Raw genomic sequence first — 15,928 nt, forward strand, 5'->3', positions numbered from 1 at the left:
AACTATCTAACTCATCATAGTTTAATATGTAACTTGCTAATTGACAAATTTGCTAATTGACAAATTATTCGTATCTTTGCCCGAAAAAAATATAAATATATGAAAGTAGCTGTGGTAATGGGAAGCAAAAGTGATTTACCCGTAATGCAAGACGCTATTGATGTTCTCAAAAACTTTGGCATTACAACAGTTGTAGATATTGTATCAGCACATCGCACCCCCGAAAAACTGATGAATTTCAGCACAAATGCTCATAAAAATGGCATTCAGGTAATTATTGCAGGAGCAGGAGGTGCAGCTCACTTGCCTGGTATGGTTGCCGCTATGTCGCCACTACCTGTAATAGGGGTACCTGTAAAGAGTAGTAATTCTATTGATGGTTGGGATTCTATCCTTTCTATTTTGCAAATGCCAAATGGAGTACCCGTCGCTACTGTAGCTTTGAATGCTGCTAAAAATGCTGGCTTATTAGCTGTACAAATATTAGCTAGTGCCAATACTGTACTTTTACAAAAAATGATTGATTACAAAGAAAGTTTGAAACAAGCAGTGCTCACTGCTGCCGCAACCCTTAACGATGAATAACAACACTTTTCAAGGCTCACGCCTTTTATTATTAGATTTTGGGTCACAATACACTCAGCTTATCGCTCGTCGAGTACGTGAATTAAATGTGTATTGCGAAATGCACCCTTATAACCATTTACCCGAGAATTTAAATGATTTCTCAGCTGTAATACTCTCTGGTTCTCCCTATTCAGTGCGAAGTGCAGAAGCTTTACACCCTGACTTATCAGCATTGAAAGGTAAAATGCCACTTTTAGCAGTATGTTATGGAGCTCAGTATTTAGCTCACTTTGGTGGTGGTGAAGTAGCACCTTCTAACATACGAGAATACGGTCGTGCTCACCTCACTTATATCAAACCTGAAGAACCTCTTTTTGAAGGAATTGCTGAAGGAAGTGTAGTATGGATGAGTCATAGTGATACTATCAAACAATTACCCACTGGTGCGGTCTGTTTAGCAAGTACTCCTGATGTAACAAACGCTGCTTATCGCATAGAAGGTGAAGAAACTTACGCTATACAGTTTCACCCTGAAGTAACTCACTCTATTGATGGTATGAAGCTATTAGCTAACTTTCTTTTCAAAATAGCTAAACTCACTCCTAATTGGACTTCTAGTAATTTTGTAGAAATGACAGTTGCCCAACTGAAAACTCAAATAGGTAATGAAAAAGTTATTTTAGGTTTATCAGGAGGGGTCGACTCAACAGTAGCTGCTGTGTTACTTAATAAAGCCATAGGCAAACAATTACATTGTATATTCGTAAATAACGGACTTTTACGTAAGAATGAATTTGAAAGTGTTCTAAAACAATACGAAGGAATGGGATTAAATGTAAAAGGAGTAGATGCTTCAACTCGTTTTCTCTCTGCTTTAGCAGGTAAAACCGAACCTGAGGAAAAACGTAAAACCATCGGACGCGTGTTTATTGAAGTATTTGATGATGAAGCTCATAAAATAACTGATGCCCAATGGTTAGCACAAGGCACTATTTATCCTGATGTGATTGAATCATTATCAGTAAAAGGTCCTTCAGCAACTATAAAATCTCATCATAATGTAGGTGGATTGCCCGATTATATGAAACTAAAGGTAGTAGAGCCTTTGCGTATGCTCTTCAAAGATGAAGTCCGTCGAGTAGGTCGTAGTTTGGGCATTAGTGATGAATTATTAGGGAGACATCCTTTCCCTGGCCCTGGTTTAGCCATCCGTATTTTAGGTGATATCACTGCCGAAAAAGTAGCCATTTTACAAGAAGTAGATGCTATATTTATCAATGCACTAAAAGAACACAATCTATACGACAAAGTATGGCAAGCTGGTGCTATATTACTTCCTATCAATAGTGTGGGAGTAATGGGAGATGAGCGTACATATGAAAAAGTAGTTGCTCTACGTGCTGTAGAAAGTGTAGATGGTATGACTGCCGATTGGGTAGATTTACCTTATAAATTCCTCCAAAAAGTATCTAATGATATCATCAATAAAGTAAAAGGTGTAAACCGCGTTGTGTACGATATCAGCAGCAAACCACCCGCCACTATAGAATGGGAATAAATAATTAATAGTTAAACAATTTAATAATTAAATCATAAGCCATTATGAAACGATTTTTAACACTAACCGCCTTACTATGTATTACCTTAAGTTTTGCTCAACAAAAGCATACTGCTAGTAATTATGAAAGTATTGAAAGCATTGCTAAAATTTATCGCTTTTCGCCTGCCGATATTCTCAAACTCAACCCTGGAGTAAAAGATGGAATCCAGAAAGGTGTAACTATCAATATTCCTACCAGCAAGATAAAACACTACAGTACCCAGCGTCCAGTAGGTTTTACCTCTCATCTGGTAAAATCAGGAGAAACTTTCTTTGGACTTTCTCAGAAGTACAACATTTCTATAGACGATTTGAAGCGCTATAACTTAGACCTTTACACTCGTGAACTCCAAGAGAACGAGCGCATTACTATTCCACTTTTCAACAAAACAAACGATATGGTACAAAAAGGGGTACAAGGACAAAAACGCTATGTGGTAAAACCTCAGGAAACTTTGTGGAAAATTGCTAAAAACCACAATGTAAGTATTGAAGAATTGGAACGTATTAACAAAAAAGAAAAAGGTTTTAACCCCAATAATCTAAAAGAAGGACAAGAAATATGGGTACCTGCTTCAGCTGTAGATAGTTCTGAGCCTGAAGTTCCTACTCGTCCTACTACCAATAAAGAATTAGTACTTTATCTCATAGAAAAAGGGGAAGGATTTTACAGTTTAGAACGCAAATTTGGTTTATCACAATCTGATATTGTAAAACTCAACCCTACAATGAAAGATGGTCTAAAAAATGATGCCCAAATATGGATTCCTAAAGAGAATTATGATCGCTATAAAAACACAGCTTTTACTAGTACCCCTAATTACGATTTTGAAAACTCTAACAACACTTTGCGCTCAGCTTCATCTCCTAACAACGTAAAGGAAATTAGCTATATCTTGCCTTTCAAAGTAGCTGATATAGGAGCTACAAACAAAGCTGCTGTCCTAAAAGCACGCCTTACTGATAATAAAATCACACCTGTCGCTACTGATTTTTATTCTGGCGCGCTTATCGCTTTGGATTCTCTCCAAAAAATGGGATACAAGTTCAAAGTAAATGTTTATGATAGTGAAGGTGACATCAAAAAGATTACTTCTAATGCTGGCGTACAAAACTCACAAGTGGTAATAGGTCCCTTTACTACCAAATCCTTTAATGCTGTAGCCGAGCTAATTACAAACAACAAAACTGCGGTATTAGCTCCATTAGCAAACAAGAACATTGTGTTAAATCCTAATGTATATCAAACCTTACCTTCTGACGAAGTTCAACAAGCTCAGATGATTAGCTACCTCAACAAGAATTATTCTGATGAGAATATGATTATCTTAGCTGATAGTAAAAACACAGGTTTACGAGACAAATTAGAACGTGCATTTCCTAACGCCAAAGTAGTAACAGAAATGTCAGCAAATGGATTTGCTAATGCATTGAACTACAGCAAAGAAAATGTAGTATTGTTACAATCTAACGATATAGGTTATGTATCATTAGCGGTACGCTTATTACACAATGCTTTGAAAGTGAAGAAAAACAATACCTTCCCTAAAATTATATTAGCAACAGTAGAAAGAGGTAATGTGTTTGATTCAAGTAGTTTGTCTAACAATCAACTTTCTGATTTACACTTCACCTACCCCACTGTAAACAAATACTCTAATGGTAGTGATAGTTTTTCAGTTCGCTATCAAAAAACTTATGGTATTTTGCCTAATAAATATGCTATTCGTGGCTTTGATCTCACTATGGACGCTGTATTGCGTTTAGGAGTATCTGGTAACTTAAATAGTACCAATACCCGTATAGGTGAAACCTCATTCTTAGAGAACAAGTTTGCCTACCTCAAAAACTCTTATAAAGGAGGAGGTTACGAAAATCAAGGTGTTTACATTGTTCAGTACGACAATATGGAAATCAAAGAAGTAAAATAATGAATGTACAAATAGATTCAAGTTGGAAAGCGGTATTAGAAGATGAATTTAGCAAACCGTATTTCAATAAACTCACCGAATATGTAAAACAACAATATGCCGAAAATATCTGTTATCCCAAAGGAAAGCAAATATTTTCGGCTTTCAACCACTGTCCGCTAAATAAGGTAAAAGTAGTAATTATAGGGCAAGATCCTTATCATGGTGAGGGACAAGCAAATGGTTTGTGCTTTTCAGTACACGATGGCATAGCGCACCCTCCTTCTCTTGTAAATATTTTTAGAGAAATAACACAAGACTTAGGAGTCCCCTATCCCATCAGTGGTAATTTAGAACGTTGGGCATCGCAAGGAGTCTTACTACTCAACGCAACCCTCACGGTAAGAGCCAACGAAGCAGGTAGTCACCAAAATCAAGGTTGGGAAACATTCACTGATGCTGTTATTAAAGCTGTTTCAACACATTGTAATAATGTAGTATTTATGTTATGGGGAAGCTATGCTAAAAAGAAAGCTAGCCTTATTGATAGTTCCAAACACTGCATACTCACCTCTGGTCATCCTTCACCTTTGAGTGCTAATAGAGGGCATTGGTTTGGTAACAAACATTTCAGCAAGGCTAATGTCTATCTTACATCTGTAGGTAAAGAAACCATAAACTGGTAATTAGATAGTGTTAAAAGATAAGATATAATAAGGCAATAATATTGTAGAAAATGATACAATCCATCATCGAAAAATATAAAGACAGAATAGCTGTAGGAACCAAAGACTTCATAAATATAACTTGGATTGAGCAAACGGAAAAGAAATTAGGTTTCCCCTTGCCTGATAGTTATAAAGAGATGTTATTAAACTATGAATTTATCACTATTTGTGGAGTTGATTTTAAAACTATTGCGCCACCTGAATATCAAGAGGATGCTGATATTGATATTTATTATACTTATCTAGTAAATTTGCAAAATAATCTATTTCAAAAAGATGAATTGGCATTCTTAGAAATGGACGAAGAAGCCTATTTCTTTAAAATAGAAGAAGCTGGTCAAGCTAATGAATATCCTGTTTACATTCGAGATTATATGATGAATGAAGATCATCTATATGCTAATAACTTTCAAGAATTTTTAGAACATTTTTTTAGTATAATACTGGGGAATGATTAAAAAAATATGAATAAAAAAAGTAACTAAATCTAATTGTATCAAATATGAAGCCATTACAACTAAGTGATTTTACAGTAGATCCTGAAAATGAAAATATACATTACGCTACATTTTCAAATAAAGGTTTTATAATAGAAGTAGAACTTGTACACGAAAACTGGGATTTTAATAAAGTCTTTGAGTTATGTACTTCTGTATTTGAAAATTTTGATCAATTAGATAATAAAGCAAAGTCATTTTTAACAACTATTCAAGTAAAGATCATTAATGAACAAGAAGAATTAAAAAAGAACAATTTAGTTGTTATTGAAGAAGATTTCGAAAAGTTAATGACTATAGCAAAGATTGAAATTTATGATCAAAAAATAGAATTCGATTATATTGTTTCTGTTGAAAATTTCCTTATAGGTGCAGCAATGCTTGCTGAAAATGGCTTAGACAATCCTAAGTTTACGTATGTATTAATAGAAAGTGAAATAGAGGATATTGACGAAAATGGAAATAAAACATTTAAAATTATAGATAAGAAATTCTATAGATTAACAGAAGAAAAATCAAAAAATTCTACTTCTTCCTCTAACAATTTTTTGCAAGTATATAATAATAAAAACTTTTTTGAACGAATAGTTTCATTCTTCAAAGGATTATTCAAATAGATATAATTACTATGCAGTACCAAATAAAAACCGTCAAGGAAATCAAACATCTCATTCCAAACGATAGCGAATATGCTGGTTATTGCCAGTTCTACTCTTATGCTCATACTTTTTATGAAAATAGGTATGTAGTAGTAGTGCAAGGTGATTGGCATCCTAAAAGTACTGTAAATTTAGACAATATCAGCACACACTTCCCTGATTATCATTATCAAGAATTAGATGTCCCTGCTTTTATCCTCGTACAAGGCAATGTTGTAGTGAGTAATCTCTTCAATCAGCGTAATGAAGGAGCTTGTGGACTTATTGTTTTGGGCAACCTATCAGCTGAAAATATAGCAGTTAGCGGACAGGAACTATATGTACAAGGCAATCTTTTTGTAGAAGGCTTCTTTTGGGGGGACACAGCTATCGGGAAACTCACCGTAAAAAAAGCATTAGATATTCGAGTATTTATAGAAACTGAATATGTTTATCCCCTTGAACGTTTTGAAACTGCCGATGAGGTAACAGTAAGTTATTGGCTCAAAAAAGATGATCCTGATAGATTTAAGAAAAATCATTTATTAAAATCATTACTCCCTAAAACCTTCCTCTACACTAAAAAAGAGGTTGAGGAAGAGAAAATAGAACTATGGAATTGGTCAGCTTGGTTAAAACGCAATAAACTTTTTGAAGCCTTAGAAAAAGGAAGTCCAATTCTTTATGAAGAAGAGCAAATTGAGGAAAAGATTTTAAACAATGATGGTTTTACTTTCTTATTTAAGAGTACCGATATCAATTTAGAAAACTTACAACGTTTCATTAACCCCGAAGATTTTGCCCTACTTGAAAACAATGATGATGAAACGGGAAGATATTATGAATATTGGGAAGGAGAAATCTTCTATCGCATTACACTTTCTAAAATAAATCCTGCTATAGGAGGCGTATATTTCTATTGCAACGAACGAGTTTTCTATTTATTTACTGATGGTGAAAAGTTGCATATCTCTTGGCAACCTAATGAGGCATCACCTTTTGTATACTTAGAAGCTCATAAAAACCCTCGTGAATATTATTTCGTACAAGAGTGCTGGCAATACTTTCAGCGTAGGTATAGTGAAGTAGTGCATTATGTAAGACTTTTTAGGAATAATGTAACAGTAGAACGTTATAACCAGCTGCTTTCACTCTCTGAAGTACAAAAATATTACAGTGATTATACTGATGTTGATGCTGTGCTTTATATAGGGCGATATGGTTTTCAGTTCCGAAAAGCTGAAGGTAATACTCCTTCACGAATGACGATTACTAAAGAATATTGGGATGATAAGTTATGCGATTACCAGTTTGTTTTTTATCATTATGAGCCAAACAAAGAAGGTACTGCTATCAACCTATTTACACAAGATGGCAATGGTTATGAATTTAGCACTTATAAAGTAGATGCTCAACATAGCAAATTCTACAAATTAGCAACTGCTATATTCAAACGAGCTGAAAGAGTACTCCTCACCGATGAATTCCTCACTGAAAGAGAAGCATCTGCACGTGAAATGGATGAGATAAGAAAACCTAAATCTATATTCAAACGCTTAGCAGAGAATATAGGTGCTTTTTTCAGCAGACGACGAAAATAAAATATGAGTTTCAACTTTAATCAATATATAGGTTTTCTACTTTTTGTAGTCATTTTCCTAATAGGTTTTTGGCTATTGTGCTTTTTGTGTTCGGTACTCCCTTATTGGTTGATAGGAGTAATAAAAGAGCGATTCAAAGAACGAAAATCTACTAAAAATATAGATTCCTCCTCTCAAAACTAAACTACTGATGACATTGAAAGAAAGAATACAAAACCTCCCTATCATCAAGCAATTCGTCGGATTTCTAAAAAAAATACGTTTAGCTAAGAATGCTTTTTCTTTATATGATTTGCTTGAGTTATATATTGTAGGGATTATGAAAGGTACTCTCACATATCGCGCGAGTGCCATTTCATACAGCTTCTTTTTAGCTATATTTCCTTTTTTATTGTTTATCTTAAACCTCATTCCATATATTCCCATTGATGATTTTCAAGTAGATTTTTGGGGCTTTATTGATGATATGCTACCCCCTGGTACTCATGATTTCTTTTCTGATATCTTTTTTGATATTGCCGAAAAAAAACGAGGGGGATTGTTATCATCTGTATTTTTCCTATCCATTTTCTTGATGACCAATGGTATTATGGCTATCTTTGGTGGATTTGAATTTTCGTACCACCGACAAATCACACGCACCTATGTCAAACAATATCTTTATGCTCTAATGGTTGCTATCATCTTGTCATTATTAGTGTTGTTTGCAGTAGTTACCTTCATTTACTACGAAATATATTTATTCCCTTACCTTGATAAAATCAATTTTATTACCGATTACGAAACACTTCTGAAAATATCAAAAATTGTATTTGTCGCCTTGATCACCTACTTTGGTACAGGTGTGTTATTCTATTTTGGTACAGTAGAAGGCAAAGAAAGTAAATTCTTTTCAGCAGGCTCTCTCCTTACAGTGTTACTTTTCGGTTTAACTACGTTTTTATTTGGTATTTATATCGAAAACTTCTCGCAATATAACCAGTTGTATGGGTCTATTGGAGCTCTGCTTATTTTCTTGTTGTATATTTGGATTAATGCCAATATTCTCTTGTTAGGATTTGAACTAAATGCTTCTCTTTTAAAACTTAAAAAACACGACTAATGTACTTTGTAGAAGTCATATTACCACTTCCACTTCCTAAATTGTACACTTATCGTATCAACGAGGATGAAGCGCATTTCTTGCAAATGGGAATGCGTGTAGCTGTTTCGTTTGGTAAATCAAAAGTATATACAGCTTTAGTTCATAAAGTGCATACCAATGAACCTACTTATGAAACTAAAGATATTGAATATATTTTAGACGAAACTCCCATCGTTACTCCTGAACAAATTACTCATTGGCAGTGGATTGCCAATTATTATATGTGTACTTTAGGTGAAGTGATAAAATCGGCTTTACCATCAGCTTTTTTGTTAGAAAGTGAAACTATTATCGAAATTGCTGAAAAAGACCTCAATCCCAATCTATTTAGCGATGATGAATTTCAGGTGTACGAAGTACTACACTACAAAACAGCCTTAAAAGGAAGTGAAGTGAGTAAAATCATTCCTAAAAAGAAGACCTTAAAGGTCATAAAGAGTTTGGTAGAAAAAGGTGCTGCTCGTATTTCAGAAAGAATTTTTGAAAAATATGTACCAAAGCTCGTAAAATACATACGTTTAGCGGAAGACTACCAATCTCAAGAGGGACTACAAAAAGCTTTAGAATTGCTGAAAGGTGAAAAGCAAAAAAAACTGATAATGGCTTACTTCAATTATATCAATAGAGAGGTTTTACCTTTAAAAGTTGAAAATCTATTAGAAGAAGCTAAGGTTTCAAATGCGGTACTCAAATCGGTGGTAGAAAAAGGTATTTTAGAAATATATTACCTGCAAAAAGATCGTGTAAGTTTTGCTGATAGCGATGTTTTAGCAAAAAAAATACTTAACAATATACAAAACGAAGCTCTTTACCAAGTACAGCAACAGTTTCAAACTAAAAACACAGTACTTTTACAAGGGGTTACTGCTTCTGGTAAAACCGAAATTTATATTGAACTCATTGATCAATACCTAAAGGCAGGTAAACAAGTACTTTACTTGCTCCCCGAAATCGCCTTGACAATCCATATCATCAATCGATTGAAAAAACACTTTGGTGAAAATCTATCAGTATATCATTCTAAATATAATACGAACGAGCGTGTAGAGGTTTGGAACAACGTGTTGAACAATCACCCTAAAGCACAATTAGTGGTTGGGGTACGTTCTTCAGTATATCTACCTTTCAAAAACTTAGGTTTAGTAGTAATTGATGAGGAACACGATAGTTCTTATCGCCAGTTCGACCCTGCTCCTCGCTTGCAAGCACGTGATAGTGCTATTATGCTAGCTAACCTCTTCAAAGCTAAAACTTTATTAGGTACAGCTACTCCCTCAATAGAAAGTATGTACAACGTAAAGGTAGGTAAATATGGTTTTGTCTATCTATCAAAACGTTATGCTAATTTTCTCCCCCCTATCATCGAACTTATCGACATCAAGGACAAGCAACATCGCAAACGTATGAACGGGCATTTTTCCGATATTCTTATTGAAGAAATGACCAATACTTTATCACAAGGAAAACAAGTGCTTTTGTTCCAAAACCGAAGAGGTTATGCGCCTATTGTACAGTGTATGCATTGCGGCACAGTCCCTCAATGCCCACATTGTGATGTGAGCCTCACTTTCCACCATAGTAGCAATCAGTTGAGATGTCATTATTGTGGCTATGCAATACCTATGCCCAAAACTTGCATTGCTTGTGGAAGTGTAGATTTAAAAACAAAAGGTTTTGGCACTGAACAGATTAGTAAAGAATTAGAAATACTTTTCCCTCAAGTAGCCATTGACCGAATGGATCAAGATACTACCAATGGCAAATATGGATATGAAAAAATATTAGCCAAATTTGAACAGCAAGAAACCCAAATATTGGTAGGTACTCAAATGATTTCTAAAGGATTAGATTTTGAAAATATTGGTTTAGTAGGGGTGATGAATGCTGATGCTCTCATTCATTCCCCCGACTATCGAGCTTATGAACGTAGTTTTCAGTTATTATTACAAGTCTCAGGACGTGCAGGGAGAAGTGCCCTACAGGGAAAGGTAATGATACAAACCTACAATCCTCAACACCCTGTAATTCAGCAAGTATTACAAAATGATTTCAAGGGGATGTATCAAAGTCAAATAGAGGAACGCCAATCTTTCTCGTATCCTCCATTTGTACAAATGATTAAAATAACACTGAAACACACAAACTTCAATCGTACAAACGAAGGTGCTGAATGGTTTGCTAATGCTCTTAAAGAAGCTTTTGCTTCCAAAAAAGGAATAGAAATTTTAGGTCCTGAGTTTCCCTTAATTTCACGCATCAGGAACGAATATATGAAAGATGTTTTAGTGAAGGTAAAACCTTCTGAACTTTCTATACATCATACTAAAGAACAAATCAAACGTATAGAAACCAGTTTTCAGTCTATTAGTAATTTTCGTGCTATAAGAGTTAGTTATTTGATTGATTAATTTTTAGTTTGCTAATTTGCTAATCAACAAATTGGCTAATTGACAAATTATTCTTACTTTTGCACTCTGATTGAGAATTTAAGCCAATGGCACATCTGAAACATATACGTAAATATTTTTTTAAATATAAATACCACTTACTACTTGGGATACTCATTACTATAGTATCACGCGTGTTTTCTCTCTTTATGCCGCGATATGTAAAAAACTCTATCGCAGCCATTGAGGACTTTGCTAAATCTACTAACAAAGATGCCTCTCAAATGACTTCCTTACTTATAGAATACGCGCTCATTATCATTGGTACAACTATCATATCAGCGGTGCTAATGTTCTTTATGCGTCAGCTTATCATCAATGTATCTCGTTACATCGAATACGATATGAAAAACGAGATATTTAAAAAATACGAACAGTTATCACTTAGCTTCTACAAACGCAACCGAGTAGGTGACCTGATGAACCGTATCAGCGAGGACGTATCGAAAGTGCGTATGTACGCAGGTCCTGCTATTATGTATAGTGTGCAAACTATTACACTTTTTGCTTGCGTAATTCCGCTAATGTTTATCATCTCTCCCAAACTTACTATCTACACCCTTATCCCATTGCCTATTCTCTCTTTGCTTATCTACAAAATGAGCAAAAAGATTAATATCGAAACGATGAAGGTACAAGCCTACCTATCCGACCTTTCTACTTTCTCACAAGAAACTTTCTCGGGTATTGGGGTGATAAAATCGTATAATAATGAGGCGGCTACCGATGCGCAATTAGCAGTACTTGCCGAAGATGGTCGTCAGAAAAATATTAAACTCGCTAAGATACAGGCTTTCTTTATCCCTACAATGATACTGATGATAGGATTGAGTCTTATCTTTGTAATCTTTATTGGAGGAAAGCTCTATTACACCGGTGAAATACAATCTATTGGAGTAATTGTAGAGTTCAGTATTTACGTGATGATGCTCACTTGGCCTGTGGCTACCGTAGGTTGGGTAAGTTCCATTGTACAACAAGCTGAAGCCTCTCAAAAGCGCATCAATGAGTTCCTTTCCGAAGTACCTCAGATACGCAATCAGGTAGGAGAGCTTACACCTATTAAAGGAGATATTACATTTGATAAAGTATCTTTCCGTTATGAAGATACGGGAATAGAAGCTCTCAATGATGTATCTTTCCATATAGAAGCAGGACAAACTGTAGCAGTTATAGGCAAAACTGGTAGTGGTAAGACTACACTATTAGATCTCATTGCACGTATGTATGATGCAAATCAGGGTGAAATACTGATAGGAGGTAAACCTATAAGAGAATTAAATCTACATAGCTTGCGCAAGGCTATTTCGGTAGTACCTCAAGAGAACTTTTTGTTTTCGGACACTATTCGCAACAACTTGCGTTTTGGAAATAGTAACGCTACTGAAGAACAGATAATTGACGCCTGCCAAAAAGCGGTAGTGCATAATAATATTATAGAGTTTACAAACCAATACGACTCAGTACTTGGAGAACGCGGGGTATCACTCAGTGGTGGGCAACGCCAGCGTGTAGCCATCGCAAGAGCTTTACTCAAAGAAGCTGAAATCTATTTGTTAGACGATTGTTTATCAGCCGTAGATACCGATACCGAAGAGAAGATTTTAACTAATTTGCGCGATACCTTAAAAGGCAAAACCGTAATTATAGTGAGTCATCGTGTGTCTATCACTAAATACGCCGATAAAATATTAATGCTCGACAAAGGAAAATTAGTAGAACAAGGTACCAAAGATGAACTTTTAGCTCAAAATGGCGTCTTCAAAGCATTTTACGATACCCAAACCATATAAGCTGTTATGCAATTTAACTTATGAGAATAGAAACTGAAGATTATATTTCGTTTGAAGAACTTCTAAAACAAGTACAGCACAAATATGCTGAAAATTTACCTTTTGTGTGCTACAAACCTCCACATCACACTTCAGTAATATTGTTGGAGCAAGAAAATGATACACTTCATTTTTTTACCGTTGGTAAAGAAGAACAAGAGGGATTTGTTTTCGCTCCTTTCGATGCTAACGAACCTGCTGTTATCATCACTCCTAACAAATTAACCATAAGTTATTTACCTATACTATCAATTGTAGAAAATACTAATATTGATATTTTAGAAGATACCAAAACCGAAAAACAAAAGCATATAGATTTAGTAACCAAAGCTATTAATGAAATACATCAAGGAACTTTTGAGAAAGTAGTTCTTTCGCGCAAGATAACTATCAAAAAAGTGGTAAATCCTTTTAAGAGCTTTACTAATATGGTAATACGATACCCTTCAGCATTTTGCTATTTGTTTTATCACCCTAAAGTGGGAACTTGGCTCGCTGCTACTCCCGAAACACTTTTTCAAAGTAATGGTAACAATTTTCAAACAATGGCATTAGCAGGAACACAACCCTTCAAAGAAGGTGAGGTTCATTGGCTTTCTAAAGAAAAAGAAGAACAGCAAATAGTTACCGATACCATTGTACAACAGTTACAAGGATATGCTGAAAAATTTGAAGTTTCAGCCCCCAAAACCGTACAAGCTGGAAAAGTAATGCACTTATGCACTATAATCAAAGGAAAAATAAAAGAAAATAAAGCTTTTGAAATAATCCAACGCCTCCACCCTACCCCTGCTGTCTGTGGCTACCCTACTGATAAAGCTCATAAATTTATTATAGAAAATGAACTTTATAATAGACAATATTACACAGGTTATTGTGGATGGGTATCTAATAATAACCAAGCGCTCTATGTAAATCTACGCTGTATGCAAATCACTGCTAACGAAACCTCTTTATATGTAGGAGGTGGCATTACCAAAGATTCCATACCCGAAAAAGAATACGAGGAAACACAGAACAAAGCTCAAACAATGATAACAATTCTGTAACATCACACTTTTTAATAACTAAAAACTAAATTATAATGAAGAGATTAGTAATGGCAATGTCGGCACTATTGATGATAGTAGCTTGTGAGAAGGACGACAAAAACACGATGATTGTAGAAGGCAATATCGAAGGGTTAAAAATGGGAACTATCTATTTACAACAATATGTAAATGATAAACTTACCAATATCGACTCAGTAGTAGCCAATGGTGATGGTAAATTTACTTTCAAACGACATTTAGAAAGTCCTGAAATTTTTTACATCTACCTCGATTTGAAGAAACAAGCTGGCACTGACCTCGGTGACCGCTTGATGTTTTTTGGTGAACCTACCACTATCAACATCAATAGCGCTTATGATATGTTTGAGGTAAGAGCCAATATCAGTGGCTCTCAATCACAAAAGGAATACAATGAATACCTACACACTATGCGACAATTTGGGATGCGTAATGCTCAACTACTTGAACAACAAGTAAATGCTTTCAAAGCTGGCAAAACTTCCTTAGTCGATTCACTAAACGCTGCTTCCGAGAAGAATAACTTCCGTCGCCACCTTTTTGTGTTAAATTACGCCCTCTCTCACCCCAATTCTTATGTAACTCCTTATGTAGTATTAGCCGATGCTCCTAATACCCGTGTAAAATATTTAGATTCTATCTACGGGAAACTGAACAAAGATGTCGCTAATTCTAAATACGGTAAAGAGTTCAAAACTTATATAGAAATAGCTCGAAAAGCTGAAAATGAGAGTATTAAAAATTAAAATCTACCATAAAGTATTCTCCTCAACCATTTCACTCGCTGTATGAGACGTTGTATAATATCACAGGCGATAACAGCTAAAACCGTAAAAATCACTACGTTCAAATAGAAGTTATCGCCTATATATTCTTTGATATAGGCTACCAAAAAACGCATATAGTAATGAGTGACATATATTTCTAATGAAATACTTCCTAAATACTTCAAACATTGTGTCACTTTATTTTCTGAACGACAGATCCCTTCCCATAGAACATAAGAAGCTGCAATGCCCGTAAGTGCCAGAGCATACAAACGAAGAGAATCGAGTATATAATGAGATTTATCAACTGAAAAAAACAATAAAAGTGGAAAGATCACAAATCCTGCCCAGCCTATAGGGCGCAAAATTTTTAAGGCTTGAGATTTATATTTATGGGTAGCATAACCTAATGAAAAATAGATAAAATACCAGCACAATTGAGGTAAACCATAGAAGATAGGTTGTGCCCCTGTGGCACGATGCAAAAATACAAGAATACTCCATAAACCTATCATTACCCATATTTCGCGGTATTTGTTGATTTTCAAAGCAAGATAAAGCAGAACGCACTCCCAGAAAAGCAACCACAAGAACCACATTCCTCGTGTAGGTTCATAAATAAGCCTACAAAGATTTTTCCATAATTCTATTTCATCAAAAATATATTCGTGATAGATAGCCGAAATTAAAAACCATACAAAAAAAGGAATCACTAATACTTGAAAGCGTTTGCTGAGATTCAACTCACCTCGTGCATTAAAGTTCACATAGCCTGAAAGAAACATAAATAAAGGCATATGAAAAGCGTAAATAGTTACATAAAAAGGATTTGTACGGTCATCACCTGAAAACCATTGCGAAGCGTGTCCCATCACTACCAATATGATAGTAAAACCTTTGAGCACATCAATAAGAGGATTGCGTTCTTTCATACCTATTTCTTTATAGGAGCAAAAATACTTTCTTTTTTTTAATTAGCAAAAATACTTTCTGTTTAAAGCTTTCTTCTTTCTTAATAAAAACACTTTAAACTATTGATTTTTAATAATTAAAACTCTTTTCCTCTTTTTATACAAACAAAAAATGTTATCTTTTTTTTAAGAATATTTTTGTAATCCCCACAAAAT

Annotated in this window: 14 protein-coding genes; 13 read left to right on the top strand and 1 reads right to left on the bottom strand. The window is 34.8% G+C overall.

Annotation, left to right across the window (positions count from 1 at the left end):
- Positions 1 to 99 precede the first annotated feature (99 nt).
- The 13 genes from purE (at position 100) to DR017_RS13460 (ending at position 14,780) form a co-directional block, all read left to right on the top strand.
- The gene (gene purE, locus DR017_RS13400; protein ID WP_002678800.1) at positions 100 to 585 is read left to right on the top strand and encodes a 5-(carboxyamino)imidazole ribonucleotide mutase; all 486 of its coding nucleotides are present in this window, start codon (positions 100 to 102) and stop codon (positions 583 to 585) included.
- Complete coding sequence (gene guaA, locus DR017_RS13405; RefSeq protein WP_002678916.1) at positions 578 to 2,125, top strand: glutamine-hydrolyzing GMP synthase; 1,548 nt, start codon at positions 578 to 580, stop codon at positions 2,123 to 2,125. The genes purE and guaA overlap by 8 nt, the downstream gene beginning before the upstream one ends.
- Positions 2,126 to 2,169: 44 nt before the next feature.
- A complete protein-coding gene (locus DR017_RS13410) occupies positions 2,170 to 4,098 on the top strand; it encodes a LysM peptidoglycan-binding domain-containing protein (RefSeq protein ID WP_002678715.1) in 1,929 nt (642 codons plus the stop codon).
- Positions 4,098 to 4,763: a uracil-DNA glycosylase gene (gene ung, locus DR017_RS13415; protein WP_002678685.1), complete on the top strand. Its 666-nt coding sequence runs from the start codon at positions 4,098 to 4,100 to the stop codon at positions 4,761 to 4,763. The genes DR017_RS13410 and ung overlap by 1 nt, the downstream gene beginning before the upstream one ends.
- A gap of 50 nt (positions 4,764 to 4,813) precedes the next feature.
- Positions 4,814 to 5,263, top strand: a complete 450-nt coding sequence (locus tag DR017_RS13420) for an SMI1/KNR4 family protein (protein WP_002678653.1) — start codon at positions 4,814 to 4,816, stop codon at positions 5,261 to 5,263.
- A 44-nt stretch (positions 5,264 to 5,307) separates the two neighbouring features.
- Positions 5,308 to 5,919: a hypothetical protein gene (locus tag DR017_RS13425; RefSeq protein ID WP_002678713.1), complete on the top strand. Its 612-nt coding sequence runs from the start codon at positions 5,308 to 5,310 to the stop codon at positions 5,917 to 5,919.
- An 11-nt stretch (positions 5,920 to 5,930) separates the two neighbouring features.
- On the top strand, positions 5,931 to 7,541 hold the full coding sequence (locus DR017_RS13430; protein ID WP_002678639.1) for a hypothetical protein: 1,611 nt from the start codon (positions 5,931 to 5,933) through the stop codon (positions 7,539 to 7,541).
- A gap of 3 nt (positions 7,542 to 7,544) precedes the next feature.
- Positions 7,545 to 7,724, top strand: a complete 180-nt coding sequence (locus tag DR017_RS13435; RefSeq protein ID WP_002678812.1) for a hypothetical protein — start codon at positions 7,545 to 7,547, stop codon at positions 7,722 to 7,724.
- A 7-nt stretch (positions 7,725 to 7,731) separates the two neighbouring features.
- Positions 7,732 to 8,643: a YihY/virulence factor BrkB family protein gene (locus tag DR017_RS13440; protein ID WP_002678669.1), complete on the top strand. Its 912-nt coding sequence runs from the start codon at positions 7,732 to 7,734 to the stop codon at positions 8,641 to 8,643.
- Positions 8,643 to 11,093, top strand: coding sequence for a replication restart helicase PriA (priA, locus tag DR017_RS13445; protein WP_002678873.1), 2,451 nt, complete (start codon positions 8,643 to 8,645; stop codon positions 11,091 to 11,093). The genes DR017_RS13440 and priA overlap by 1 nt, the downstream gene beginning before the upstream one ends.
- 86 nt (positions 11,094 to 11,179) lie before the next feature.
- On the top strand, positions 11,180 to 12,925 hold the full coding sequence (locus DR017_RS13450) for an ABC transporter ATP-binding protein (RefSeq protein ID WP_002678664.1): 1,746 nt from the start codon (positions 11,180 to 11,182) through the stop codon (positions 12,923 to 12,925).
- A gap of 20 nt (positions 12,926 to 12,945) precedes the next feature.
- Positions 12,946 to 14,013, top strand: a complete 1,068-nt coding sequence (locus DR017_RS13455) for a chorismate-binding protein (RefSeq protein ID WP_002678825.1) — start codon at positions 12,946 to 12,948, stop codon at positions 14,011 to 14,013.
- Between the two features lie 35 nt (positions 14,014 to 14,048).
- Positions 14,049 to 14,780, top strand: coding sequence for a DUF4369 domain-containing protein (locus DR017_RS13460; RefSeq protein WP_002678759.1), 732 nt, complete (start codon positions 14,049 to 14,051; stop codon positions 14,778 to 14,780).
- On the opposite strand, the gene DR017_RS13465 is transcribed toward DR017_RS13460, so the two are convergent.
- Positions 14,777 to 15,733, bottom strand: a complete 957-nt coding sequence (locus DR017_RS13465; RefSeq protein ID WP_002678911.1) for an acyltransferase family protein — start codon at positions 15,731 to 15,733, stop codon at positions 14,777 to 14,779. The genes DR017_RS13460 and DR017_RS13465 overlap by 4 nt on opposite strands.
- Between the last annotated feature and the right edge of the window lie 195 nt (positions 15,734 to 15,928).

The organism is Capnocytophaga sputigena (genome assembly GCF_900446695.1).
GTDB classification, from domain to species: Bacteria; Bacteroidota; Bacteroidia; order Flavobacteriales; family Flavobacteriaceae; genus Capnocytophaga; species Capnocytophaga sputigena.